24 protein-coding genes are annotated in these 26,159 nt (G+C 59.4%); 12 read left to right on the forward strand and 12 right to left on the reverse strand.

All coding sequences use genetic code 11. The features are described from left to right. Window positions 1-37: 37 nt before the first annotated feature. The 4 genes from H3L94_RS08270 to H3L94_RS08285 all read left to right on the forward strand — a co-directional run bounded on the left by H3L94_RS08270 (window position 38) and on the right by H3L94_RS08285 (window position 2,289). Complete coding sequence (locus H3L94_RS08270) at window positions 38-1,135, forward strand: Rieske 2Fe-2S domain-containing protein (protein ID WP_182121632.1); 1,098 nt, start codon at window positions 38-40, stop codon at window positions 1,133-1,135. A 77-nt stretch (window positions 1,136-1,212) separates the two neighbouring features. After that, entirely contained in the window at window positions 1,213-1,533 is a 321-nt protein-coding gene (locus tag H3L94_RS08275) for an ArsR/SmtB family transcription factor (RefSeq protein ID WP_182121633.1), read from the forward strand. 12 nt (window positions 1,534-1,545) lie between these two features. Further along, entirely contained in the window at window positions 1,546-2,061 is a 516-nt protein-coding gene (locus tag H3L94_RS08280; protein ID WP_182121634.1) for a rhodanese family protein, read from the forward strand. Between the two features lie 45 nt (window positions 2,062-2,106). Further along, window positions 2,107-2,289, forward strand: a complete 183-nt coding sequence (locus H3L94_RS08285; protein WP_009118408.1) for a YgaP family membrane protein — start codon at window positions 2,107-2,109, stop codon at window positions 2,287-2,289. Between the two features lie 117 nt (window positions 2,290-2,406). Here H3L94_RS08285 and H3L94_RS08290 read toward each other — a convergent pair whose 3' ends face one another. Next, window positions 2,407-3,201, reverse strand: a complete 795-nt coding sequence (locus H3L94_RS08290) for an IclR family transcriptional regulator (protein WP_009118410.1) — start codon at window positions 3,199-3,201, stop codon at window positions 2,407-2,409. Window positions 3,202-3,306: 105 nt separating this feature from the next. On the opposite strand from H3L94_RS08290, the gene H3L94_RS08295 reads away from it, so the two are divergent. The 3 genes from H3L94_RS08295 to H3L94_RS08305 all read left to right on the forward strand — a co-directional run bounded on the left by H3L94_RS08295 (window position 3,307) and on the right by H3L94_RS08305 (window position 6,018). Further along, a complete protein-coding gene (locus tag H3L94_RS08295) occupies window positions 3,307-4,488 on the forward strand; it encodes an acyl-CoA dehydrogenase (RefSeq protein ID WP_182121635.1) in 1,182 nt (393 codons plus the stop codon). A gap of 278 nt (window positions 4,489-4,766) precedes the next feature. Continuing rightward, window positions 4,767-5,309: a hypothetical protein gene (locus H3L94_RS08300; RefSeq protein ID WP_182121636.1), complete on the forward strand. Its 543-nt coding sequence runs from the start codon at window positions 4,767-4,769 to the stop codon at window positions 5,307-5,309. A gap of 241 nt (window positions 5,310-5,550) precedes the next feature. Beyond that, window positions 5,551-6,018 (forward strand): ankyrin repeat domain-containing protein, encoded by a 468-nt coding sequence (locus H3L94_RS08305; protein ID WP_182121637.1) that lies wholly within the window; start codon window positions 5,551-5,553, stop codon window positions 6,016-6,018. A 129-nt stretch (window positions 6,019-6,147) separates the two neighbouring features. Here the strand turns inward: H3L94_RS08305 and H3L94_RS08310 are convergent, their stop codons facing one another. Then, complete coding sequence (locus H3L94_RS08310; RefSeq protein WP_182121638.1) at window positions 6,148-8,184, reverse strand: M28 family peptidase; 2,037 nt, start codon at window positions 8,182-8,184, stop codon at window positions 6,148-6,150. A gap of 181 nt (window positions 8,185-8,365) precedes the next feature. Here H3L94_RS08310 and H3L94_RS08315 point away from each other — a divergent pair, with 181 nt between their 5' ends. Then, window positions 8,366-9,556: a CaiB/BaiF CoA transferase family protein gene (locus tag H3L94_RS08315; RefSeq protein ID WP_182121639.1), complete on the forward strand. Its 1,191-nt coding sequence runs from the start codon at window positions 8,366-8,368 to the stop codon at window positions 9,554-9,556. Window positions 9,557-9,729: 173 nt separating this feature from the next. Here H3L94_RS08315 and mfd read toward each other — a convergent pair whose 3' ends face one another. From mfd to H3L94_RS08330, 3 genes are all read right to left on the reverse strand, one after another. Beyond that, a complete protein-coding gene (mfd, locus tag H3L94_RS08320; protein WP_182121640.1) occupies window positions 9,730-13,341 on the reverse strand; it encodes a transcription-repair coupling factor in 3,612 nt (1,203 codons plus the stop codon). 184 nt (window positions 13,342-13,525) lie between these two features. Continuing rightward, entirely contained in the window at window positions 13,526-14,461 is a 936-nt protein-coding gene (pip, locus tag H3L94_RS08325; RefSeq protein ID WP_182121641.1) for a prolyl aminopeptidase, read from the reverse strand. Window positions 14,462-14,597: 136 nt separating this feature from the next. Further along, a complete protein-coding gene (locus H3L94_RS08330; protein ID WP_009118659.1) occupies window positions 14,598-14,888 on the reverse strand; it encodes a hypothetical protein in 291 nt (96 codons plus the stop codon). A 130-nt stretch (window positions 14,889-15,018) separates the two neighbouring features. On the opposite strand from H3L94_RS08330, the gene H3L94_RS08335 reads away from it, so the two are divergent. The 3 genes from H3L94_RS08335 (at window position 15,019) to H3L94_RS08345 (ending at window position 16,828) form a co-directional block, all read left to right on the forward strand. Beyond that, window positions 15,019-15,219, forward strand: coding sequence for a hypothetical protein (locus tag H3L94_RS08335; protein ID WP_182121642.1), 201 nt, complete (start codon window positions 15,019-15,021; stop codon window positions 15,217-15,219). Window positions 15,220-15,240: 21 nt separating this feature from the next. Beyond that, complete coding sequence (gene ilvC / locus H3L94_RS08340; protein ID WP_182121643.1) at window positions 15,241-16,254, forward strand: ketol-acid reductoisomerase; 1,014 nt, start codon at window positions 15,241-15,243, stop codon at window positions 16,252-16,254. An 88-nt stretch (window positions 16,255-16,342) separates the two neighbouring features. Then, window positions 16,343-16,828, forward strand: coding sequence for a DUF4442 domain-containing protein (locus tag H3L94_RS08345; protein WP_232203073.1), 486 nt, complete (start codon window positions 16,343-16,345; stop codon window positions 16,826-16,828). A 112-nt stretch (window positions 16,829-16,940) separates the two neighbouring features. Here H3L94_RS08345 and rfaD read toward each other — a convergent pair whose 3' ends face one another. After that, entirely contained in the window at window positions 16,941-17,942 is a 1,002-nt protein-coding gene (gene rfaD / locus H3L94_RS08350; protein WP_182121644.1) for an ADP-glyceromanno-heptose 6-epimerase, read from the reverse strand. Window positions 17,943-18,131: 189 nt separating this feature from the next. On the opposite strand from rfaD, the gene hslO reads away from it, so the two are divergent. Next, entirely contained in the window at window positions 18,132-19,037 is a 906-nt protein-coding gene (gene hslO, locus H3L94_RS08355) for an Hsp33 family molecular chaperone HslO (protein WP_182121645.1), read from the forward strand. A gap of 129 nt (window positions 19,038-19,166) precedes the next feature. Here hslO and H3L94_RS08360 read toward each other — a convergent pair whose 3' ends face one another. From H3L94_RS08360 to phoU, 6 genes are all read right to left on the reverse strand, one after another. Continuing rightward, window positions 19,167-20,822 (reverse strand): electron transfer flavoprotein-ubiquinone oxidoreductase, encoded by a 1,656-nt coding sequence (locus H3L94_RS08360; protein ID WP_182121646.1) that lies wholly within the window; start codon window positions 20,820-20,822, stop codon window positions 19,167-19,169. 338 nt (window positions 20,823-21,160) lie between these two features. After that, window positions 21,161-21,487 (reverse strand): hypothetical protein, encoded by a 327-nt coding sequence (locus tag H3L94_RS08365; protein WP_182121647.1) that lies wholly within the window; start codon window positions 21,485-21,487, stop codon window positions 21,161-21,163. A gap of 362 nt (window positions 21,488-21,849) precedes the next feature. Further along, complete coding sequence (locus tag H3L94_RS08370; protein WP_182121648.1) at window positions 21,850-22,602, reverse strand: ABC transporter permease; 753 nt, start codon at window positions 22,600-22,602, stop codon at window positions 21,850-21,852. 67 nt (window positions 22,603-22,669) lie between these two features. Beyond that, window positions 22,670-23,836 (reverse strand): ABC transporter substrate-binding protein, encoded by a 1,167-nt coding sequence (locus H3L94_RS08375; RefSeq protein ID WP_182121649.1) that lies wholly within the window; start codon window positions 23,834-23,836, stop codon window positions 22,670-22,672. 145 nt (window positions 23,837-23,981) lie between these two features. Then, complete coding sequence (locus H3L94_RS08380) at window positions 23,982-24,779, reverse strand: ABC transporter ATP-binding protein (protein WP_182121650.1); 798 nt, start codon at window positions 24,777-24,779, stop codon at window positions 23,982-23,984. Window positions 24,780-25,190: 411 nt separating this feature from the next. Then, entirely contained in the window at window positions 25,191-25,919 is a 729-nt protein-coding gene (gene phoU / locus H3L94_RS08385; RefSeq protein ID WP_182121651.1) for a phosphate signaling complex protein PhoU, read from the reverse strand. Window positions 25,920-26,159: the final 240 nt, after the last annotated feature.

Genomic DNA, 26,159 nt, shown 5'->3' on the forward strand with positions numbered 1-26,159 from the left:
GAACGCCCCGTTCCGATTTTGGCTATAATCCGTTTTCTTGCCACTCAGCCGCAGGCTACCTGAAACCGCCCTGCACAACGGAATAAGCACCACAGGCTTTCAGGTAGCCTTTCCCCTGCCCGCCATGTCTCTACACAATTACTGGTACATCGCCGCCACCGAGCGCGATGTACGGCGCAAACCGCAATGCCTTACCCTGTTCGACCGCCATTATGTGGTGTTCCATGCGGGCAACGGCCGCTTCGCCGCCATGGAAGACCGCTGCCCGCACCGCAATGCCCCCTTGTCGGCCGGCAAAGTGTGCAACGGGCAAATCCGGTGTCCCTACCACGGCTGGCAGTTTGCCGCCGATGGCCGCCTGGCCCGTATTCCCGCGCTGGACGGCCAAGCGCTGCCCGCCATCCGCATTCCCACCGTGCACTGCACCGCCCAAGACGGCTATGTCTGGCTCTGCCCCGGCAACCCCGCCACCCCGGCGCCGCTGCCGTTTCCGCATCTGAACGAAGCGGGCTGGACCAGTTTCCGCATGCGCACCCGCTTCGCCGCACCGGTGGCCCAGTGTCTGGAGAACTTTCTCGACTGTCCGCACGCCGTGTATGTGCACGATTCCTGGTTCCGCTCTGCCACCGGCAAACCGGTGCGCGCCACCCTGCGCCATCTGGCGGACGGGGCCGAGGTGGAATACGAAAACGAGCCGCGCGAACAAAGCTGGGTGTGGCGGCTGCTGCAAAACAGCGGCACCGAAATGCGCCACACCGACCGCTTCATCGCACCGGCCACCTCGCGCGTGGACTACCGTTTCTCCGACCGCAAACACTACATCATCACCTCCAGCTGCACCCCGATAAGCGAAAACGAAACCGAAGTGCACACCGTCATCAGCTTCCGCTACGGCCGTCTCGGGCCTTTGGTGCGGCTGGTATTCGAGCCCTTATCCCACCTCATCATCGGCCAAGACGTGGACATCATGCAGCGCCAACGCGACAACATCCGCCGCTTCGGCGGCCGCGAACGCTTTTACACCTCGGAAGCCGATCTGCTGCTGCCCGCCATCCAAGCCTGGCGCCAAGCCCTGGCAGAAGGCAGCGAGCCGCCGGCAACGGGAACAGAGCAGACCCGAACCTTGTCTCTTTGAAAAGCAGAAATAGAGTGGCTACACAGAACCCGCTTGACTTTTACTTTAGATTATTCTAAATTAGAAAAAACTGAATTATGGAACAACAAGCTTTTTCCCTAGCCGAACAGGCCGCTGCCGCCGCAGAATTTCTGCGCACTTTGGGCAATGCCCACCGCCTGCAGGTGTTGTGCCTGCTGATGGCGCACGGCGAAATGAGCGTGGGGCAGATTCACGAATGCACCACGCTCAGCCAGTCCGCCCTCTCGCAACACTTGGCCAAAATGCGCGACGAAGGCTTGATTGCCTACCGGCGCGACGGTCAAACCCTGTATTACTCGGTATGCGACGAAAAAGTGGCGCGCATTGTTTCCGTATTGAAAGACAGTTTCTGCCCAAATGAACCGCAACCATCCTAGCAAGGAAGCATCATGGCTTTATCCGCCCTCACCCCGCAACAAGCCGCCGAGAAACTGAAAGATGGCGCCGTCTTGGTAGACATCCGCAGCAGCGGCGAATACGCCCACCGCCACATTGACGGCGCATTGTCCCTGCCGCTCGATCAATTGTCTCACCAAGCCCTGCCTGCCGGCCGTACAGTAATCTTCAGCTGCCTGTCCGGCATGCGCACCCGACAAAACGCCGCCACCCTCGCCCAATGCGCGGGCGATTGCCCTGAAGTGTATATCTTAGAAGGCGGTCTAAATGCTTGGGCGAAAGCCGGCCTGCCGGTGCAGGTCAAACCCGGTCAACCGCTGGACATCATGCGCCAAGTGCAGATTGCCGCCGGCAGTCTGGTTTTGCTGGGCGCCGTGCTCGGCTTTGCCGTTTCGCCATGGTTTTATGCTTTGTGTGCTTTTGTCGGCGCCGGCCTGCTGTTCGCCGGTCTCACCGGCTTCTGCGGCATGGCCAAACTATTGGCTTGCATGCCTTGGAACCGTGCTTAATCTTTTACCCCCGTTTCATCCCTGCTTATTTAAAGGAGAACATCCATGAACAGTAATCTCGGACAAGCCGACCGCCTCTTGCGCCTGATTGCCGGCATCGCCCTGATCGCCCTGAGCCTGACCGGCGTGATCGGCGTATGGGGCTGGATCGGCATCATTTTCGTGGCCACCGCACTGATCAACTTCTGCCCGATCTACCGCCTGCTGGGCATTTCCACCAAGAAGTAAAGCCTGCAGCGCCAATATGCGTTACATGGACAATAAAGGAGAACAAAAGGCTACCTGAAACGTTTTCAGGTAGCCTTTTTCTCATCACACACTGCCCGGTCGATCACCGGCATCAAATCACGCCGCGCTGATTTCCTGAGCCAGCTTTTGCAAGCCCGGCACAATCTCGCGCACAAAATCCGCCTCCTGCCAGCGGCTGGCCGGCACACTGGCATTCAAAGCGTGAGTGTAACGCTGTTCCGCCCGATTGTAAACGCCCACCGCCACGGCCAAAATATCGGGCGAAAATTCACCGGCAGACAGCGTATAGCCGTGCTCGCGGTAAAACGCCTCATGGCCGGCCAGCATCTCCAGCTGCTGCGCCGTTTCCATTTCAGGCAGCGGCGGCAGATGACGGCGCAAATGCGCTCGCTGGAAATCATCGGCTACGGCATAATACGCACGGCCGATGGCCGTTTGGGCCGCCGGCACTTTGCTGCCCACCATCAGCTGCACCGCCAGGCGCGCCGGGCTACGGCAACAGGCCAGATACAGCATTTCGCCGCCTTCTTCTTTGGCGATGTTGACCGACACATGGTGCTCGGCAGCAAAGGCGGCCATCAGGGGTTGGGCGTGGCGGATCAAATCGTATTGCGCCCAAGCGGTGGCGCTGATGCGGATGGCGGCCATGCCCAAGCGGTAACCGCCGTCCGGGTCTTGCGCCAGAAACTCGGTGCACAGCAGCGTGTAGATCAGGCGCGACACCGTGGCCTTGGGCAACTTGGTGCGTTCGCAGATCATTTGGTGCGTCAGCGCGATGTTGCTGTTCTCGAAAACGCTTAAAATGCCTAGACCCCGGGCCAGCGCGGTCACGAATTGGCGGTCGTTCTCAATTTCGGCGCGCTGGATTTCGGCGGAAATGGTATTTATCACTTTACAGCCCTTTCGTTTTTGCTTATATTTCGTTCCGTATTGTAAAACAATATTTCGACTGGCGGAATATTTTTCTGTTTCAATTTGATTTCAAGGAGAATCATCATGGCACAAACCCGTGCACCGTTTACTTGGGAAGACCCCCTACTGCTGAGCAGCCAGCTCACCGAAGAAGAACGCATGGTGGCCGAATCGGCCGAAGCGTTCTGCCAAGAGCAGCTGATGCCCGGCATTCTGATGGCCAACCGCGAAGAAAACTTCGACCGCAACATCATGCGCCAAATGGGCGAACTGGGTTTGCTGGGAGTAACCATTGACGGCTACGGCTGTGCCGGCATGAGCAGCGTGGCCTACGGCCTGATCGCCCGCGCGGTAGAGCGCGTGGATTCCGGCTACCGTAGCGCCATGAGCGTACAGTCCAGCTTGGTGATGCACCCAATCTGGGCCTACGGCACCGACGAACAGAAAGAAAAATTTCTGCCCAAACTGGCCACCGGTGAGCTGATCGGCTGCTTCGGCCTCACCGAACCGAATGCCGGTTCCGACCCCGCTTCCATGCAAACCCGCGCCAAAAAAGTGGACGGCGGCTACTCCCTGAGCGGCAGCAAAATGTGGATCACCAACAGCCCGATTGCCGATGTGTTCGTGGTGTGGGCCAAAGACGACGCCGGCGAAATCCGCGGCTTCATCTTGGAAAAAGGCATGAAAGGCCTGTCTGCACCCAAAATTGAAGGCAAGTTCTCGCTGCGCGCCTCCATCACCGGCGAAATCGTGATGGACGAAGTGTTCGTGCCCGAAGAAAACGCCTTCCCCGAAATCCGCGGTTTGAAAGGCCCCTTCGGCTGTCTGAACAAAGCCCGCTACGGCATTGCCTGGGGCGCCATGGGTGCTGCTGAATTCTGCTGGCAGGCCGCCCGCCAATACACTTTGGACCGCAAGCAGTTCAACCGCCCGCTGGCCGCCACCCAAATCGTGCAGATGAAACTGGCCAATATGCAAACCGAAATCGCCCTAGGCCTGCAAGCCGCCCTGCAAGTGGGCCGTTTGATGGACGAAGACAAAGCCGCGCCCGAAATGATCTCCCTGATCAAACGCAACAACTGCGGCAAGGCGTTGGACATCGCCCGCGTGGCCCGCGACATGCACGGCGGTAACGGCATTGCCGACGAATACCACGTTATCCGCCACGTGATGAACTTGGAAGCCGTCAACACCTACGAAGGCACGCACGACGTACACGCCCTGATTCTGGGCCGCGCCCAAACCGGCATCGCCGCCTTCGGTTAAACCGAAACGCAGGCTACCTGAAAGCAGCATCAGGCTTTCAGGTAGCCTGAGACCTTTGAAAACCCTCAGATGTGGATGCAGTTCAAGGCGTAGCAGCGCAGCGAGCGAAGACATATCATGTAGATAGGCAAGCGAGCGAGCAGCGCACAACGCAGAAATGCGCCGCAGATGAGGGTTTTCAAAGGTCTCAGCCTGAATATTTTGACGGCATGGCGCTTGCCCGGCAGGGCTATGCCGTCAAAATATTCCGCCCTCTTCATTACGGCACACCATCCAATATGTTGTTTCAACGCCTCCGCGCATTCGGCCTGCTGTTGACCGCACTGGCACTGTTCAGCGCCCCGGCTGCGGCCGACTCTTTACGCGAAATCGCGCACGATGTCGGCCAAGGGCTGCGCCACTTCGGCAGCCATGCCGCCAGCGCCACCGATTGCGTGGCACAGGAATGGGCGGCCGCCCCCGCCGCCGACCGCCCGATGGCGCTCGACGAAACCTGCCGCCAACGCTGGGGGCAAACCCAAAACGTGATGAACCAAGCCGCCCGCATGGGCCACCGCGGCCAAGACAATATCGGCGACCGGGTGTTGAAACACACCATGGGCGAAGCCGGCCTGTCGGCCATTCAGAAGGCGAATGATGTGGCGCTCGATGCCTACCAGGAAGCCGGCATCGGCGTACTGCAAGCCTTGGGCGGCGCGCGCGAAAGCGTGTGCACCCGCCAACAGCGTCTCGAACACGACCGCGGCATCCGCCACCACGCCGCCTGTGCCGCCGACAGCCGGCAAGATTGCGCCAGCTGCATCGACCGCGCGCTGTACTAAGCGCCTGCTCACAACCTACGTTGCGACGGTTTTTGCGGTCAAAAGTCCCTGTCTGCGGCGCGAATCCCACAAAAGGCAACGAAATGTGCGCCAGCTGTGTAAGCTTGCTGTGTTTTTTGCCTTCTCGGGCGTGCAGCAGACCGGCGGAGCTAAACACCGCCGTGCCGGTGAATGGCCAACAGGCTCTACAACAATCCGCTGCTTAGGCGGTGCCGCAAACAGATTGTTCAAAGGATGCATCATGCCGACCCATTTTTTCCAAAATTCCGGCGGCCTGAGTGCCGAAGAAGGCGGGGCCGAATCCGCCCTGCACGCCGCCGCCTGGGCCGGGAAAGTGAGCCGCGTGCGCCGTTTGCTGGCTGCCGGCGCCGATGTCAATTGGCGCGATTCCAGCGGCGAAACCGCCTTATCCGGCGCCGCCAGTTGGGGCGAAGATGCCGTGGTGCGCTGCCTGCTGGCCGCCGGAGCCGACGTCAATGCGGCCGACCGCCACGGCTACACCGCCCTACACTGGGCCGCCAGCCACGGCAAACTGTCCACCGTCAAAATCCTGCTGGCCGCCGGCGCCGATCCGGCTGTCCGCGAATGCAATGGGCGCAGCCCGCTGGATATGGCCTCCAACGCTGCCAAACGGCGCTGCCTACAACAGGCCGGAAAAGAAGCGACTGCAGAACCGGATTCACAATCTGTAAACCCGTATCGGCCATGAACCGACAAGTTTTAACCCAACATCCTTAGTAAGTAAGATACGCCGTCGCGCTATACGCCAGCCCGCTTCCTTATCGCGGGCATGAAAAAGCCGGCTGTATCGGCAGCCGGCCGGTTTGCTGTGGTGGCTTTAGAAACGGTATTGCACGCCCAGGTGCATGGCGCTTCGCCGCTCACGGCGCGCCAAGGTGGTGTCTCCATGCACATAAGCACTCAACTTGGGCGTTAATTGGCTGGCCGCGCCGATTTGCAGGCGACCGTAGCTCTTGTCTTCATCTGCCTGATATTGCCCGTTGCGAGCACGCCCGTCGGCACGAGAAATCGCGGTTACGTTTTCAAGACCGGGCTGGCCGAACAGACGCACATAAGCGAGCTGGCCGTAAAGCGACACCGGTTTGTTTCCGGCATGAAAGCGGTATTGCAATTGGTAACCCAATTCGCTGTCCCATTGCTCATCGCGGGTTTTGCCGATGTCCAATGCGGTGCGCGAACCTGCATCGCCGCTGCGGTGGGCGTTAATGGTGGCGTAACGGTAGTTCACCCCCCAGTAAGGCCCGTGGCGCAAGACATCGGCCTGACCAAAATGATAGGCCAGCGTATTGCTCAGGCTAAAAACAGAACCGCGTGCACGACCCATTTCCCTTTTGTCGATAATGGTCGGAACATTACCGCCCCCCAAGCGGATATGGCGCTCCAAATCGGCAGAATGACGGAACCAACCCAGCACCGTGATGTTCGACCAGCCTTGTTCGGGCGCTCCGAAGACAGAATAGGCCTGCAAGCCATAGGCACGTTCTTTGCCGATTGAGCCGCTGCCGCCCAAATGATGTGCCACACGCAGGCCGCCGCCAAGTGCCCATTGCGGCCGAACGGCATATTCGCCATACACCCCGGCATGAATGTGGCTACCTGAAACGGCATAATCGGCATCGCGGTATCGGTAGTCACCGTCCAACCAAACGCGGGCGGCTTCTTCCCCGCCCCAACCTGCCTGCAATACCGCAGCGCGGCGGTAAACGGGCAATTGGGCTTGGACGGCACTGTCGTGCAGGTGGCGGTTGAAGGCATTTTGCGTTACCGCAGCGCTCTTGACGGATTGCAGAAGGTCGGCATTGGTTTGCTCCACAATCAGGCGCGTCGCCAAACGGGAGAAATCACGCATCCGCTGTTCCAAACGCCCCGGCGGCAAGGCGTTGCCCAAAAAGGCTTCGTTGTCCTCGGCCGGATCGTGCCAAGTACTGCCGCCGGGAATCTTGGGGTTGTCGGTTTGGGTATAACCATCGAAATCCGGGCCCAGATCCCAGTTGGTTGCTTCAAAGCCGGCCACCGGCAAACCGGCGGCGTCAAAAGCCTCTTGATCGCTGCAGCAGCCGACACCATAAGGCTTATAAGGAGTATTGGTGCCGGGCACGTTTTTATCGCCCGGGTTGACATGCAGATCAATGCCCAGCTCTTTGGCCACGGCCAAAGCGTGTTCGCGCAAACCGCTGTAAGCGGCTACCGATTGCCCGCTGACGCTGTCATGCGCCCGATCACCGGCGTTAACATACATCTTGTCGCCGGTAACCAAGCTGTCCAGATTGATCATGCCCAAGGCTTTCTGCTTCTCTTCGGCAGTCAATTGTGCGGCAAAATGGCGCGACCCGATCAGCCCGTACTCTTCGGCACCAAATGCTACAAATCGGATGTCATGCTCGGTTTCGATACCGCCCAGATGACGCACCAACTCGGTCAGCACGCCGGCACCGGAGGCATTGTCGTCCAAACCTTCCAACCGTGAGCGATCCAGTCTGCGGTCGGAAGGCGCCGAGTCATAGTGCGCGCCGACAATCAGCACGCGGCCGGTGTTGCCACTGCCGGCCTGATTCACCACAATATTGCGGCTGGTGATGCGGCTGCCGGCCAACGTGCCGCGGCGGGCGGTGAAACCGAACTCCTGCGCCTGCGGCTCGGCACGACCCGCTACACGCATCCGTTCCAGCATATATTGGGCGGCCACCGCTTCTTTGGGGTCGCCAGCGAGCCTTCCGGCATGTTCGCGCACCAATGTGAGTGCAGTTTCCTTACCGTAGCTGCCGTATGCTGTCTCGGCAGCGGCTGCCGAGGAAGCCAGCAGCAAGGCATGGCAGACAAAAACAGAAATCAACAAAGGTTTGGTAAGCGGCATGGTTTGCTCCTATGTGTGTTATTGTGTCAATATAATAAACCGATAAGGCTGGAAATATTAACATAGTTGTACATTATATTTACATAACCATGCGGATGTTGCAGGACAGGCTACCTGAAAGCACCCGCCCGATTTCAATCGCTGTTTACCAATGACCATCAATAATCAAAAAGGAAACATCATGCAGCCGACTGCTCTAAACGGTATTAAAGTATTGGATCTTTCCCGCGTATTGGCAGGTCCTTCCTGCACCCAGGCGCTGGCCGATTTGGGCGCAGAAGTCATCAAAGTGGAGCGGCCCGGCGCCGGCGACGAAACCCGCCAATGGTCGCCGCCCGCCTTTGCCGACGGCACCGCCGCCTACTTCGGCACCGTCAACCGCAACAAACAGTCGCTCACCATCAATATGGCCAGCCACGAAGGGCAGGCCATCGTGCGCCGGCTGGCGGCCGAAGCCGACGTGTTGGTGGAAAACTACAAAGTCGGCGGCCTGAAAAAATACGGCCTCGATTACGAATCGCTCAAAGCCGTCAACCCGCGCCTGATCTACGCCTCGCTCACCGGCTTCGGCCAAACCGGCCCCGATGCCGCCAAGCCCGGTTACGACTACATCATCCAAGGCTTGAGCGGGCTGATGAGCATCACCGGCCCCACCGACGGCCTGCCGCACAAAGTGGGCGTGGCGGTGGTGGACTTGTTTGCCGGCCTCCAGCTCACCATCGGCATCCAGGCCGCCCTGTTGGCGCGGGCGCACACCGGCGAAGGCCAGCATGTGGATGTGTCGCTGCTCGATTCCGCCGTGGCCATGCTCGCCAATGTGGGCATGAACCACCTCGCTTCCGGCGAGGTGCCGCCGCGCCTGGGCAACGCCCACCCCAATATCGTGCCCTACCAAGTGTTTGAAACCGCCGGCGGCCAGCACCTGATTCTGGCCTGCGGCAACGACAAACAATTTGCCGCCGTCTGCGGCGTGCTCGGCGGCCGCTGGCACGAAGACGAACGCTTCGCCACCAACCCGCAGCGCGTGCGCAACCGCGACCTCCTCGTGCCCGAGCTGGCGCAAGCCTTTAGGCAACGCGGGCGCGACGAATGGCTGGCCGCACTGGAAGCGGTACAAGTGCCCTGCGGCGCCATCAACAACATCGCCGAAGCCCTGCAACTGCCGCAGGTACAGCACCGTCAAATGGTGGTGGACTTCGCCGAGCAAGGCAGCCCCGTGCGCATGCTCGGCAACCCCGTCAAACTCTCCGCCACACCCGTGCGCTACGACAGCCCGCCCCCGGCTTTGGGCAGCAGCACCGATGCCGTATTGCGCAGCTTGGGCTACACGGATGAAGACATCGCCCGCTGGCGCGAAGAAGGCGTGATTTAATATCACATCAAGCAAAGCATAACAGGCTACCTGAAAACCGATTCCTGCTTGGCAGAAAGGTTTCAGGTAGCCCGTGGTGTTTATTCCGTGTAGGTTGGGCATCCCTTCCCGCCCTACGGTTAGTCCTGAGGCCGTCTGAAATTTCAGACGGCCTTTTCTTTCCAACAGCCCGTTTACTTCTCCCCCAATTTCTTCAAAACCGCTTTCACCGTCTGAATCCTTGTTTCCACATCTTCCATCACCGCGCTTACGCGCAATTTGTCTGCGCCGGCCATGCGGTAGTTTTTGTTGCTTTGCATCAGTAGGATAATCTGCGCGGGGTCGATGTTGTGGTGTTTGCCGAAGGTAAGGGTAACGGCGTCGCTGGTGGCATCGATTGCGTCTATGCCCATTTCTTTGGCCGTCAGGCGGATGCGGTGGCTTTCGATTAGGGTTTTGACGGGTTGTTCGGGCAGGCCGAAGCGGTCGACGAGTTCTTCGTGCACGCTGTTGATTTGGCCCTTGGTTTCGCAGGTGGCGAGGCGTTTATAGAGCACTAGCCGCTCGTGGATGTCGGGGCAGTAGCTTTCGGGCAAGAGCGCGGGGCTGTGCAGTTTGATTTCGGTGGTTACGCCCAGCGGTGCGTCGAGGTCGGGCTGGCGGCCTTTTTTGAGGTCGCGCACGGCTTGTTTTAACATTTCGGTGTAGAGAGTGAAGCCAACCTGCATCATTTCGCCGCTTTGCCCTTCGCCGAGGATTTCGCCGGCACCGCGGATTTCCAAATCCTGCATGGCAAGGGTAAAACCTGCGCCGAGTTCGTCGGCGGCGGAAATGGCATCGAGGCGTTTTTCGGCATCTTTGGTGATGTATTCGGGTGTAAGCAGGTAGGCGTAGGCTTGGTGGTGGCTGCGGCCGACGCGCCCGCGCAATTGGTGCAGTTGGGCAAGGCCGAATTTGTCGGCGCGGTTGATGATGATAGTGTTGGCGTTGGGGATGTCGATGCCGGTTTCAATGATGGTGGAACACAGCAGCAGGTTGAACCGCTGTTGCAGGAAGTCGCGCATCACTTGTTCGAGTTCGCGCTCGCGCAATTGGCCGTGGGCGACACCGATGCGGGCTTCGGGCAGCAGCTCTTGCAGGCGTTCGCGCATGTTTTCGATGGTTTCGACTTCGTTGTGCAAAAAGAATACTTGCCCGCCGCGTTTGAGTTCGCGCAGCACGGCTTCGCGTACGCTGGCTTCGCTGAAGGGTTTGACGAAGGTTTTAACGGCCAAACGGCGGCTGGGTGCGGTGGTGATGAGCGAGAAATCGCGCAAGCCTTCGAGTGCCATGCTGAGGGTGCGCGGAATGGGGGTGGCGGTAAGGGTGAGGATATCGACGTTGGCGCGCAGGCGTTTGAGTTGCTCTTTTTGGCGCACGCCGAAGCGGTGTTCTTCGTCGATAATCACCAAGCCTAAGTTTTTGAATTGGATGTCGTCTTGCACGAGTTTGTGCGTGCCGATGACGATATCGACTGTGCCGTCAGCCATACCGGCGAGCGTGGCTTTGGTTTCTTTGCTGCTGTTGAAGCGGGAAAGCTGGGCGACTTTAACGGGAAAATCGGCGAAGCGGTCGCTGAAATTTTGTGCGTGTTGTTCCACCAGCAGCGTGGTGGGGGCGAGTACGGCCACTTGTTTGCCGCCCATCACGGCCACGAAGGCGGCGCGCAAGGCGACTTCGGTTTTGCCGAAGCCGACATCGCCGCACACTAGCCTGTCCATCGGTTTGCCTTGGGTAAGGTCTTTGAGTACGGCGGCGATGGCGGCGGCTTGGTCTTCGGTTTCTTCGTAGCCGAAGCCGTCTGAAAAGGCTTGGTAGTCCAATTCGTTAAACTGGAATTTAAAGCCTTCTTGTGCGGCGCGTTGGGCGTAGAGATTGAGCAGTTCGGCGGCGGTGTCGCGGGCTTTTTCGGCGGCTTTGCGTTTGGCTTTGCTCCATGCTGCGGTGCCCAAGCGGTGCAGTTGCACGTTTTCATAGGCATGGCCGGAATAGCGGCTGATCAGGTGCAGCTGCGACACGGGCACATAAAGCTGGGCTTCGTTGGCGTATTCGAGCAGCATCATTTCGGTGCTGCCTTCGCCCAAATCCATGCTGACCAAGCCCATATAGCGGCCGATGCCGTGCTCTTCGTGTACCACGGGGTCGCCGATGTTGATTTCGGCCAGATCGCGCAAAAGGCCGTCTGAAACTTGGGCGTGCTTCTTGCGGCGTGCGGTGCGGCTGCGGGCGACGTATTGGTAGAGGTCGGATTCGGTGATGACGGCGAGGCCGGTTGTAGGCCGCGACATTTGCGCCGATTGTGTTTTGTCGGATTCGAGAATCCGACCTACGGGTTCTGCATCAATGGGCAGGCTACCTGAAAGGCCGTCTGAAAAATGGGCTTCCGTAGGTCGGATACTTGTATCCGACATTTGTGCCGATTGCGTTTTGTCGGATTCGGGAATCCGACCTACGGCTTCGGCCGATTCGGAAACACCGCCCGCGTTTTCAGACGGCAGCTGAAACCCGTACGCCAACTGCGTGACGGCAATGCACAGCGGCGCATCGCTGTTTAAAAACGCCTGCCAGCCGTCCACGCTTTTCGGTTTCAGACCGTGCTGGGCAAAAAAGCCGAGCATGGTTTCGCGACGGCCTGCGCTTTCGGCGCACAACAGAATCCTGCCCTCAAAGGCCGTCTGAAAACCGTGCAGGGCGGCGAGCGGGGTTTCGGATTGGCGGTTCACGGCCACATCGGGCAATTGGTGCTGCTTGCCGTGAAAGTCGGGCAGAATTTGCGGATAAGGTTTCAGACGGCCTGCAAACTGGTCTTCACTGAGATACAAATGCTGTGGATGCAAAGGCGGGTAAGCATCATCGCCCTGCGCCATCGCATAGCGGGTTTTCACGTCCGCCCAAAAGCGCGCAGCTTCGGTGTGTACGTCGCCGAGGCACACGACAACGGCTTCTTCGCCGATATAGTCAAACAATGTGGCGCATTCGTTTTCAAAAAACAGCGGCAGATAATATTCCACGCCCGCACCGAAATGGCCGTTGCTCACGGCTTTGTACACGGCGGCGGCGTTGTAGTCGCCCTCGATTTCTTCGCGGAAACGGCTGCGGAAGATTTTTTGCGCGTCGTCATCGGTGGGGAACTCGTGCGCGGGCAGCAGGCGGATTTCGCTTACCGGAGCAAGCGTGCGCTGGGTGTCGGGATCGAAAGTTTTGATGCTGTCGATTTCATCGCCGAACATATCGAGGCGGTAGGGCAACTCCGCGCCCATCGGAAAAATATCCAAAATACCGCCGCGCACGGCAAATTCGCCGGCGGCAATCACGTTGGAAACATGGCTGTAACCCGCTTCAATCAAGTTTTCGCGCAACGCGTCGATATCGAGCGTTTGACCCGTTTTCAGCCAAAACGTGCGCCCGAGCAGAAACGACACCGGCGCGAGCTTCTGCATGGCGGTGGCCACCGGCACCACCAACACGTCGGCCTGCCCGTTTTTCAGCTGCCACAAGGCAGAAAGCCGCTCCGAAACCAAATCCTGATGCGGCGAAAAACGTTCGTAGGGCAGCGTTTCCCAATCGGGCAGAAACACCGCATTATCCTGCGGGCGGAAAAACTGCCACGCGGTTTGCAGGCGCAAGGCCTGCTCCACATCTTGCGTGAGAATGATTTTTACGGGTTGTTCAGGCAGGCATTCGGTAAGCATCAAAGGCAGGCTGCCGCGCGAAAGGCCGAGCCAGCGGGATTTTTGGGCGGGGGCGGGGATGGGAAACGGGCTCATAAACACAGAATCGTCATGCAAAAAGAAACGGGGAAATCATCAACATAAAACAGATGCCGGCAGCCTGCGGCCGCAGGCTACCTGAAAGCCGCCAACAGACAGCCGACACGTTTTCAGGTAGCCCAAGGCAAATACATGATTGCCAATCCAAGCATCGCGGCAATAACCAATGGCCGGTGCCTTTTCAGGTAGCCAACAGGAGGGCAAACTCATCCGCCGCCTGCACCAAGCCTTTGGCCACTTCACCTTCAAACGCGGCATGGCCGCCCTGCACGATGCGCAAATCGGTTTCGGGAAACGCCTGCTTCAACGCCCAGGCGCTGTGCATCGGCGTGCAGATGTCGTAACGGCCCTGCACAATCACGGTGGGCAGATGGCGGATTTTGTCCACATTCGCCAGCAATGCCTTATCGTTGTCCAACCAACAGCCGTGGACGAAATAATGGTTTTCGATGCGCGCAATCGCCAAAGCCTGCTCGGCATCTTCTTCCACCGGCTGCGGATCAAACTGCACCAGCCAGCTTTCCCATTCGGCCCAGGCTTTCGCCGCCCGCAGCGCTTGGGCGTGATCCGAGCCGAACAGCATCTCGTGGTAGGCCTGCACCATATTGCCGCGCTTTTGTTCGGGCACGGGAGCAAGGTAATGCTGCCATTGCTCGGGATAAATGTATTCCGCGCCGCCGGCTTCGTTCAGCCAACGGATTTCGCTGGGCCGGCCCAAGAAAATGCCGCGCAAAATCAGGCCGCGCACCCGCTCGGGATGGGTTTGCGCATAAGCCAGCGCCAGCGTGCTGCCCCAAGAACCGCCGAACACCAGCCAGCGCTCGATGCCCAGCATCTTGCGCACTTTTTCAATGTCGGCCACCAAATCCCAAGTGGTGTTGTCGCGCGTTTCGGCATAAGGCAGCGAACGGCCGCAGCCGCGCTGGTCGATGATGACCACGCGGTAGGCGGCGGGGTTGAAAAAACCGCGCGCTTTGGGCGATGCGCCCGCTCCGGGGCCGCCGTGCAGAAAAATCACCGGCAGGCCCTGCGGGTTGCCGGATTCTTCCCAATAAATCTGATGAAGGTCGGACACGGCCAGCAGGCCGCTGCGGTAAGGTTCTGAAATCGGATACACAGTATTGTTCTTTCAACAAAACAGTGCGGCTGTCTGAGGACATGCCGCAGATGGTTTTGACAATGGTTATTCTGCTAAGCCTTCATCAGCACAGGCTACCTGAAAGCGGTTTTTCCGTTTCAGGTAGCCTGCATGCTTATTTGGCAAACGGCAGCCACATCCTTCCCAAGACATAACACACCACACCGCCCACACCGAGAATAAAAAACAAAATGCCTTTTTTGCGTGCATTCGGGCACAGCCAATACACGCCTATGCTGAAAGTGAAAAACAGCAGCGTGACCGCCCACACCAGCTGTTTGTCTTTAAAGCGGTTGAGGGTATAGCTTTCGGTCATCATCACATACATCTGCCACAGCGCGGCAAAACACATCAGAAACACGCCGGCGGGCAGCAGGAACAAGCCGAGTTCTTGTTGGAGCGTCATCACGCACACCTATATGGGGATCATCCGGAAAAGGCCGCATTATAAACCCTTTCCGCCCCTCGCCCCATGCCGGCGGCACACCGCATTTCAGGTAGCCTCTCCCATGTTCCGCACAAGCAAATAAGACAATTTGTCCAAATTTTTACCGCTGCCCAAGCAAACCGAAAGCAAGCAAAAAATTTTTGTCCAAATAAGCTGCCAAGGCTGCAAATTTCAGGTAGTATGCCGCACTTTACGGCAACGTGACCGTGCGGCAGCCGCCACCCGCAGCCTGCCGCCGCGCCGCCAACAGCCCGCCCGTGTGCCGCGAGATTTCACCGATTTTATCTAACTGTTTATGAAGGAACGTTCCATGCAAGTGTTTTACGATAAAGACGCCGACCTCTCCCTGATCAAAGGCAAAACCGTGGCCATCATCGGCTACGGCTCGCAAGGCCACGCCCACGCCGCCAACCTAAAAGACTCCGGCGTCAATGTGGTGATCGGCCTGCGCCAAGGCGGCTCCTGGAACAAAGCCCAAGCAGCCGGCTTCGATGTACGCAGCGTGGCCGAAGCCACCAAAGCCGCCGACGTGGTGATGATTCTCCTGCCCGACGAAAGCGCGCCCGCCGTTTACAACGCCGAAATCCACAACAACCTGAAAGACGGCGCCGTTTTGGCCTTCGCCCACGGCTTCAACGTACATTACAACCAAATCGTTCCCGCCAAAAACGTCGATGTGATCATGGTGGCTCCCAAAGGCCCCGGCCACACCGTGCGCAGCGAATACCTCAAAGGCGGCGGCGTGCCCTCCCTGATCGCCGTTTACCAAGACAACTCCGGCAAAGCCCGCGACATCGCCCTCTCTTACGCCGCAGCCAACGGCGGCACCAAAGGCGGCGTGATCGAAACCAACTTCCGTGAAGAAACCGAAACCGACCTCTTCGGCGAACAGGCCGTCTTGTGCGGCGGCGCAGTCGAGCTGGTGAAATGCGGCTTCGAAACCCTGGTGGAAGCCGGCTACGCCCCCGAAATGGCCTACTTCGAATGCCTGCACGAGCTGAAACTGATTGTGGACTTGATGTACGAAGGCGGCATCGCCAACATGAACTACTCCATTTCCAACAATGCCGAATACGGCGAATACGTAACCGGCCCGGAAGTGATCACCCCCGCCACCAAAGAAGCGATGAAAAAAGCGCTCTACCGCATCCAAAGCGGCGAATACGCCAAAATGTTCATCCAGGAAGGCAACACCAACTACGCCAGCATGACCGCCCGCCGCCGTTTGAACGCCGACCACCAAATCGAAAAAGTCGGCGCCCAACTGCGCAGCATGATGCCTTGGATTGCCAAAAACAAACTGGTGGACCAAGACAAAAACTAATCCCCTGCCCCGATACCGCTTTCGCCGCAGCGAAAGCGGTATTTCTATTTTCCCCCTACCGCCAACAGATTTTCAGGTAGCCCGCCACATGAAAATGACCCCGCGAACCATGAAACTGGCCATGAACCTCTGGCCGCCCTTTTTGTTCACCGGCATCCGCGTCACCGACATGAGTCGCAACTGGCGCAGCGCCCGCATCGAACTGCGGCAGAAATGGTGGAACCGCAACTACGTCGGCACCCATTTCGGCGGCAGCCTGTTTGCCATGACCGACCCCTTCTGGATGCTGCTGATTCTGCACGCCCTGCCCCGCGGCTACATCGTGTGGGACAAAGCGGCGGAAATCGAATTCGTCAAACCCGGCCGCGGCACGGTGGCGGTGGAATTCCGCCTCGACGACGCCGTGCTGGCCGAGCTGTTGGCGCGCGCCGCCGACGGCGGCAAAGTGCTGCACTGGTTTGAAAACGAAGTCATCGACAGCCAAGGCGAAGTGGTGGCCCGCGTGCGCAAACAGGTGTATTTGCGGCGCAAACAAAACGGCAGCGCCCCGCCGGCAGAAAAAGCGGCGGCATAAAAACAGACGGGAATCACCCGCCTGTTTTTATGCCTAGCAAAGCCGACATCCATCATGTGGATTCCGGGTTTCAGGTAGCCTGCAGGCTACCTGAAACTACAGCGGCAAACCCTCAATCCTGCTCGGCCAACCAAGCCACGTAGCGTTTTACGCCGGCAGCCACATCGTCAAACTCTTCCTGATAGCCCGCATCGCGCAGGGCGGAAATGTCGGCCTGGGTAAAGCTCTGGTATTTGCCTTTGAGCGCATCCGGAAAATCGCGGTACACAATCAAACCCTGCGCCACCAATTCTTCCAAAGCCAATTCCGGCAAGCCCTCGGCCGCGCGGCAGGCGTTGACGGTGGCGGTGGCCAAATCGTTAAACGGCTGGCTGCGGCCGGTGCCGCAGTTGAAAATGCCTGTTTTTTCGGGGCGGTCGAAGAAAAACAGATTCACCTTCACCACGTCTTCCACGCTGATGAAATCGCGGCTCTGCTCGCCGTTGCCGTAGCCGTCGTAGGCACCGAACAGGGTGACCCGGCCGTGCTCGCGGTATTCGTGAAAATGGTGGAAGGCCACCGAAGCCATGCGGCCTTTGTGCTGCTCGTGGCGGCCGTAAACATTGAAATAGCGCAGCCCCACCACCTGCTCGCCCAAGCCCTGCTCCATGCGGCGGCGCAGAATCTGGTCGAACAGAAATTTGGAATAGCCGTACACATTCAAAGGCGCTTCCAGCTCGCGCTCCTCGCGGAACACCTGCCCTTTGCCGTACACTGCGGCCGAAGAAGCGTAAATCAGGCGGATGCGCTCGTCCTGACACCAATCCAAAAGATCCAGTGTGTATTGGTAGTTGTTGTCCATCATATACACGCCGTCGTGGCACATGGTGTCGGAACAGGCGCCTTGGTGGAACACCGCCTCGATGTCGTCGCCGCTGAATTTGTGGGCGCGCACCATGCGGATGAATTCGTGTTTGTCGAGATAATGGGCGATGTCGGCCTGCACCAGATTGCGGAATTTATCGGCCCGGCTGAAATTGTCCACCGCCACAATGTCGCGGATGCCGCGCTCGTTCAGCGCACGCACGATATTACTGCCGATAAAGCCGGCCGCGCCGGTTACGATAATGGTCATCAGGATTCTCCCGAAACAGATAAAAACAGGCTGTCAGCTAGCCTCAACCGTGCCCCTAAAAAAGCATACAGGCTACCTGAAAGCCGCATTATAGCCGCAAAACCGCCGCCACCGCCCTCAGCAGATCTTGATATTTCGCCGCCGCGAACCATATTGGCTGCTGATTCCGATACCATCCGAAAGCCATTCATGAACACACCCGCTCCCGCCCACACTGCCGACTGCCGCACCCGCTTTATTTTCGACGACATGCCCGTGCGCGGCCTGCACATCCGGCTGCAAGAGGTCTGGCAGCACATCGTGGCGCGCAAACACTATCCCGATGCCATCCGCAACGCCTTGGGCGAACTGCTGGCCGCCGCCGCTCTGCTCTCCAGCAACCTCAAACTCGAAGGCACTCTGATTCTGCAGGTACAGGGGCGCGGCGACCTGAAAATGCTGGTGGCCGAAGCCAACTCCGGCCGCACCTGCCGCGCCACCGCGCGCTGGAACGAACAGGCCGACCTCAGCGGCCAGCGCAGCCTCACCGACCTGCTCGGCGGCGACGGCATTTTCGCCATCACCCTCCAGCCCGACGACGGCGAACAGTGGCAGGGCATCGTGCCGCTGGAAGGCGACAGCATCGCCGATATGCTCACCGGCTATATGCAGCGCTCCGAGCAGCTCGCAACCCATATTTCGCTGGCCGCTTCCCCCTCCCATGTGGGCGGCCTGCTGCTGCAGCGCCTGCCCGAAGAAAATCTGACAGAAGACGCTTGGGCGCACGTGACCGCCCTGGCCGACACCGTGAACGCCGCCGAACTCACCGATCTCGACGCCCCCCACCTGCTCTACCGCCTGTTCCACGAAACCCCGCCGCTCGTGTTTCCGCCGGAAAACATCGAATTCGCCTGCACCTGCTCGCGCGGCAAGGTAAGCGATATGCTGCTTTTGCTGGGCGGTCAGGAAGTCGGCAGCGTGGTGGCCGAGCAAGGCAGCGTGGGCATAGACTGCGATTTTTGCGGCGAGCAGTATGTGTTTGACGAAACCGACGTCAACGCCTTGTTCGGCAGCGATGTGGTGGCCGCCGCCAAAGCCGCCCTACCTCTGCAATAAAGCGCGCGGCAGCCAAGGGTCAACACAAAACAGGCTACCTGAAACCTGCGTCAAGCAGTGTTTCAGGTAGCCTGTTGTATGGGGCGGCCCGGAATCGGAAACCTTTGCTCCCACTTGCCTCTCTGTTGCCTACATCTCGGCGTAATTGGGGCCGCCGCTGCCTTCGGGGCAGGTCCAAGTGATGTTTTGGGTGGGGTCTTTGATGTCGCAGGTTTTGCAGTGTACGCAGTTTTGCGCGTTGATCTGCAAGCGCGGGCCGCTTTCTTCTTCCACGATTTCATACACCCCGGCCGGACAATAGCGGGTTTCCGGGCTGGCGTAGGTTTTCAGATTGGTTTCGATGGCCACTTCGGGGCGGGTCAGCTTCAAGTGGGCCGGTTGGTTTTCCTCGTGGTTGGTGGCCGACAGGAACACGCTGCTGAGGCGGTCGAAAGACACTTTGCCGTCCGGTTTCGGGTAGGCGATCGGCTGGCATTGGGCGGCCGGCTTCAGGCTGGCGTGATCGGTGCCGTGGTGCTTCAGGGTCCACGGCGCATTGCCTTTAAACAGATAGGTGTCGATGGCGCCGTAAATCATGGCCGGCCACAAGCCCCATTTGAAGGCTGGGCGGATATTGCGCGCGCGGTGCAACTCATCGTGCAGCCAGGAATTTTGGAACAAGGCGGTGTAGGCAGCGGCTTCTTTGCCGGAAGTTTCCGCTTCTTCCACTTCGTCCAACACGCCGAACACGGCTTCGGCGGCCAACATGCCGGATTTGATTGCGGCGTGGGAACCTTTGATGCGCGGCACATTCAGGAAGCCGGCGGCATCGCCCACCAATACGCCGCCGGGGAAGGTGAGTTTGGGCAGCGACTGCAGGCCGCCTTCCACCAAAGCGCGTGCGCCGTAGGCAATGCGGCGGCCGCCTTCGAAAATCGGGCGGATATCGGGGTGGGTTTTGAAGCGTTGGAATTCTTCAAACGGCGACAGGTAGGGGTTTTGGTAGTCGAGGCCCACCACGAAGCCGACCGCCACTTTGTTGTCGTCCAAGTGGTAGAGAAAGGAGCCGCCGTAGGTGTGGTTGTCCATCGGCCAGCCGGCGGTGTGGGTGACGGTGCCCGGTTTGGATTGGGCGGGATCGACTTCCCACAATTCTTTAATGCCGATGCCGTAAGTTTGCGGCTGGCTGTCTTTGTCGAGGGCGAACTGTTTGATGAGCTGTTTGCTCAGCGAGCCGCGGCAGCCTTCGGCAAACACGGTTTGGCGGCCCCACAGCTCCATGCCGGGGGCGTAGTCGGCCGTGGGTTCACCGTCTTTGCCGATGCCCATATCACCGGTGGCGATGCCTTTCACGCTGCCGTCTGAATGGTAGAGTACTTCGGCGGCGGCGAAGCCGGGGTAGATTTCCACGCCCAAGCCTTCGGCCTGCTCGGCCAGCCAGCGGCACAGCATGCCCAGGCTGATGATGTAGTTGCCGTGGTTTTGAAAATTCGGCGGGGTGGGCATTTGGCGCGAGCCAGTTTCGCTCAGAATCAGGAAGCGGTCTTCGGTAACCGGGCGGGTAAGCGGGGCGCCGAGCTCCTGCCAGTTGGGAATCAGTTCGGTGAGCGATTTGGGGTCGATCACCGCACCGGACAAAACGTGTGCGCCCACTTCGGAGCCTTTTTCCACCACACACACGCTGATTTCCCGTCCGGCCGCTTCGGCCAGTTGTTTCAATTTGATGGCGGTAGACAAACCGGCCGGGCCGGCACCGACAATCACCACATCGTACTGCATGCTGTCGCGTTCGATGGTTTCGGTCATGGTTTTCTTCCTTAAAGGTTTTTATTCTGATGGGCTACCTGAAAGTAGTTTCGCGGATTGTAGCGCAGCTTGAGAGCCTGTTCAAAATCTCCATTCCGGCGTGCTTCCGCTTCGCTATCCGGCCGAAAGCCGCGCCTGCAGCATGGTCAAACTTACCCGTGTCCAATCTGGCGCGTATTTCCATCCGATAGACAGGAGTTGGGTCTCGAAAAATACCGGCGCAAGAAGATGATGGACAGGATCTGGGCGCATACGGCCAAAAAAACGGAATCGATTATAGCATCAGGTTCCGCAGAAAAAAACTGAATTTTGCAATGCAGAATAATCCGACCGAGTCTTTAGTGCTGGTCCCCAGACGGGAACAACAGAAACCCTTGCGCCTGGGCCTGCGGCCAGTGGGCGCGGTCGATGGTGTACACATTCACGCTGCTCATCGGCGCGCCGCACACTTCCGGATACACCTCGGCATACACGTGGTCTTTGCGGGCGGCATACACTGGAATCCCACCCAGCATCGGCTGCATGGCGTCGAGACCGATGCCCTCGCCTTCGCATTGGCGGGCGCCGTCGCTGCGGTACACCTCAACGGTGTCGCCGGCCGCCTGACAGCCCGCCAAAGCGGCCACCAAAACCCAAACAGCCCATATACGCAACGCTTTCATCATGCCCTCCTGCTGGTCCAATCGGTCGGCCCAGTTTACCCGCTTGTCCGGCGCTGTCCAAGCGGACCGCCAAGCAACAGGCTGAGACCCTCGCAAAACTGCCAGCTGTGGATGCCGTTCAAGGCGCAGCAGCGCAGCGAGCGTGAACGCCGGGTATTCCTGTGGGAAAGCCTATTCGATAGATGGGCAAGCAGGTTAGCCGCCCCCCCAGGGCATCAACACACAACGCAGCAATGCACCGCAGATGGGGGTTGCAAAGGTATCAGGCTACCTGAAACCCGCTGCCGGATGGCGGGGTTTCAGGTAGCCTGTTCTCGGTTTGCGGCCGTTGGCCCGCAGTCAGCCAGCCGGGCCGAAGGGCGTCATCAGCTGTGCGCCCAGCGTTGTTGCAATCGGCGCGTGGCGCTGTCGAGCAGCCAGCCGAGCAGGCCGATGAGCAGGATGGCCGCCATCAGTTCGGCATAGGCCAGGCGGTCGCGGGTGTCGAGAATAAAGTAGCCCAAGCCTTCGTTGACGCCGAGCATTTCGCAGGGCACCAGCACAATCCACACCACGCCGATGGCCAGACGCAGGCCGGTGAGGATGTGGCCGAACACGGCGGGCAGCATGATGCGCCACAGCATTTCGCTGCGGGTGGCGGAAAGCGAGGCGCCGAACATCAGCCATTGCGGGCTGATGGCCTTCACGCCGACAGCGGTATTGAGCAAAATGGGCCATACGGCGGCAAAGGCGAGCAGAAAATAAATCGGGGCGTCGCCGATGCCGAACAGCATCACCACCACCGGCATCCAAGACAGCGGCGAGATCATGCGCAAAAACTGAAAAGCGGTGCCGCTGAGTTTTTCCGCCCACGCCGACTGACCCACCAGCAAACCAAGCGGAATGCCGATGGCCAAGGCCCACAACAGGCCGACGGCCACCCGTTTCAAGCTGGCGAGCACATGGGCGTGCAACTGACCGCCGAGCAGCAGGTCGAGCAGGCTTTGCATGGCGGGCAAAGGGGCAAGCAGATTGGCCAAGGGCAGTTGGCGCGCCAAGAGGCTGCTGCCGGCCTGCCACAACAGCAGCAGAATCAGCAGGCCGAGCAGGCTGAGGGCGGTATTTTTCAGGGCGGGCATGGTGTTCCTTATCAAGGTAACGGAAAGGGTTTCAGGTAGCCTAAGACCTGTGCCGGGCAAACGGCCGCTAAACGGCAATGACTTCCTGCCGCGTCCAGCCGCTGAGGCCGAAACGTTCGCGGTGGCCGCCGCGTTCGATGGCGCTGCGCACGAAGCGGTCGTCCACCAAATCGCGGGTGGCGAAGGCGGGGTCCAGCGTATCAAGGAAACGGTTGACGCCGGCGATATGGGTTTGTTTCAGCATTGCCACCAAGGCTTCGGTATAAGAGGGAAAGGGATAGGGCTGAAAATCGATGCGTTTTTGCGCCCATTCGGGGTGGCGGATGATGCCTTGTTCGCGGTAACGCGCCCAAGCGGCATCGGCAGGCGCCAACACTTGCTGTAAAACCGCCGCTTCGTGCGGGGTATAGCGGTGGGGGCCGCTTTTGGCCAGCAAGGCGGCGGTTTCACTGCGGTGTTCGGCGGCAAAAGCCTGCGCCTCCACCAAAGCGTTCACCACACCCTGCACCCATTGCGGCCGGGTTTGGATGTCGCGCTCCTGCATCAAGGTGACGCAGCAGGCATGATCGCGCCAAACGTCGCCGGAAAAACGCAGCACCCGCCCCACGCCTTTGGTTTCGGCAGCGGCGTTGAAGGGCTCGGCCACAATAAAACCGGCCACGGTGCCGGCGGCCAGCGCAGCCACCATATCGGCCGGCGCCATCACCGCCAGCCGTACTTCGCCGGGCTGCGGCGTGCGTTCCACCACTTGCAAACCTTCGGCGCGCAGCAATTGCTGCAACACCACATTGTGAATCGAATACCAAAACGGTATGGCAACCGTACGGCCAGACAAATCGGCAATGCGGCGGACATCGGGCGCCACCGTAAGTGCCGAACCGGCCATGTGGTTCCACATCACCACTTTGATCGGCGAACCGCTGCCGTAGCGCGCCCAAATGCTCATCGGCGAGAGCAGGTGGATAAGGTTGACCTGCCCGCTGAGAAAGGCCTCCACCAGCGAGGCCCAGCTGCGGAACAGCACAGGCTTGGCCACCTGAATGCCCTGCTCGGCAAACAGCCCGCGGGCATGGGCCACCAAGAGCGGCGTGGCATCGGTAATCGGCAGGTAGCCGATGGTGAGCGGGGCATCGGGCTGTTGCTCGGCGCGGCGTCCGCAGGCCTGCAGCAGGGGCAGGCTGCCGGCGGTGCTGAACAGGGCGGCCAGTTTGAGAAAATCACGGCGCGAAGTCATGAGACATCCTTGAAAGGCAATGGGCTACCTGAACGCCCGCCATCGGCGTATTCGGTTTCAGGTAGCCTGTTTCGGTATGAAGGAAACGGCGGGCAATACGCAAAGCTCGGTTGTGGTCGGGGTAAGCGGTTTGGCCTGGCACGCCCTAAATCACAAACTCCACACTCTCCATCTGGCGGCTGTCACTGCGGGCATCGTGCAGCGCCTGCAGAATCTGTACCCGCTCGGCATTCATCTGCAACAACGATTCATGGCGCGGGTGGGGCAGACTCAGCCGCCATTCGCCGATGCGGCGGCCGGGGCGTTTGCCGATTAAAACCGCACGGTCGGCCACCATCAGGGCTTCATCAATGTCATGGGTCACCATCACGGCCGAGGCGCGGTGGCGGCTGACCAGCTCGCGCAGCAAGGCCTGCATTTCGCTGCGGGTAACCGCATCGAGGGCGGAAAACGGTTCGTCCAGCAGCCAGATGTCCGGCCGTCTCGCCAAAATGCGCGCCAAAGAAACGCGCTGCGCCATGCCGCCGGAAAGCTCGCCGGGAAACTGCTGGGCCGCATGACTAAGGCCCACCTCCGCCAAAGCCTGTGCCACCCGTTCCCGGCGCTCGTCGCGGCTCAACTTGGGTTGGCCGGCAAAATCGAGGCCGAAGGCGGTGTTGTCGGCCACGTTCAGCCAAGGCAGCAACACGGCCTGCTGGAAAACAAAACCCAAGCGCGGATGCGGGCGGGTCAGCAATTCGCCGAACAGGCGCACTTCGCCGGCCTGCGGCTTGGCCAAACCGGCCAATACCCGCAGCAAGGAAGATTTGCCCACTCCGCTGGGGCCCATCAGGCCGACCAGTTCGCCGGCGGCCACGTCGAGCGAAAAGTCCTGCAACACGGTGTGCAGGCTGCCGTTTTGCGGGTAGGCTAAGGTGATGTGGCGGGCGGAAAGCAGGCTCATAAGCGGATAAAGACGGCGGATGGGAAAGGCGCTACTGTAGAGAATACGGGCGCAAAACAGAAAGAATCTTTCACGCTATCTAAAGAAATTCCGGCTATATGACGGCAGCAGGTTGGCAAACCGGCCGGGGCTTTGCAAAACGTCTAGATATGGATGCAGTCCAAGGCGTAGCCGCGCAGCAAGCGTGAACGCCGGGCATTCCTGTGGGACAGACCTATCAGATAGATGGACAAGCGGGTGAGCCGCCCCCAGGGCATCAACCCACAACGCAGAGAGGTGCCGCAGATGGGGGATACAAAACAGCAGGCTACCTGAAACCGATTTCTATCGGTTTCAGGTAGCCTGCTGTTTGGCTTGACCCTGTTGCCCCCACATCGGGACGTGGCCGCGACAATGGGAGAAACTAAAATCTTAAGGTATGTTTTCAGAGAGATCGCCATCCGGCAGCCCATCCTGCCGGATGGCCTCCGGCGGCCGGTGACGCACGTCGATGCCGCGCACCAGATACACCACATGCTCGGCAATGTTTTTGGCGTGGTCGCCGATGCGCTCGATGCGTTTGTTCATCATCGTCACATCCAGCAAGATGCCGGTTTGGCCCGGCTCTTCCATCATATGGCTGAGCAGCAGGCGGAATTGGCGGCGGTAGGCGGCATCCAAATGCCGGTCGGCCGCATTCAAATCTGGCAGGGCGCCGGCATCCAAACGGGCAAATGCGTCTAAACCGCGGCGGATCATGCTGGCAGTCATACCGGCCAAACGGTGGGTATCGTACAGTTCGCCAACCGCAATCCGGTTTTCCGCCAACAGCGGATGCGCCATACGGGCGATTTTTTTCAACTCGTCGCCCATCCGCTCCAGATCCACAATAATACGGCTCACCGCCAGCACCAAGCGCAAATCGCCGGCAGCCGGTTGGCGGCGGGCAATGATGGTTTGACAATGGTCGTCAATCGCCACTTCCAGAGCATTAATGGCATGATCGCCCTCGATCACCGCGGACAAGCCGTCGGCCGAGCCCGTGGAGAAGGCGGCCAGCACCACCTGCAGTTGCTGCTCGACCAAGCTGCCCATGCGCATCACTTCGCTGCGTACGGTTTCCAGTTCTTGATGGAAGTGAGAAGAAATATGTTCTGCCATGCCGGTTTCCTGTTGTCTGTGGGTTGGGGCATGATAGGGCGTTTTGATGACGTCTTTTTGACAAGCGGCAACCTTCCCCCATCCGCTGCGCATTTCTGCCGGCAGCGTTTATGGCTGAGAACTGATCGCTATCGCCCATCCGCTTGCCTGATATCTGTTGATATCTGTTGCGCCTTCTCGGAAAAGGGCTTGCGGCCGTGCTGGCCAAGGCAGGCACAGGCGGAGAGGTTGAAAGGCCTG

This window comes from Neisseria shayeganii (assembly GCF_014054965.1).
GTDB classification, from domain to species: domain Bacteria; phylum Pseudomonadota; class Gammaproteobacteria; order Burkholderiales; family Neisseriaceae; genus Eikenella; species Eikenella shayeganii.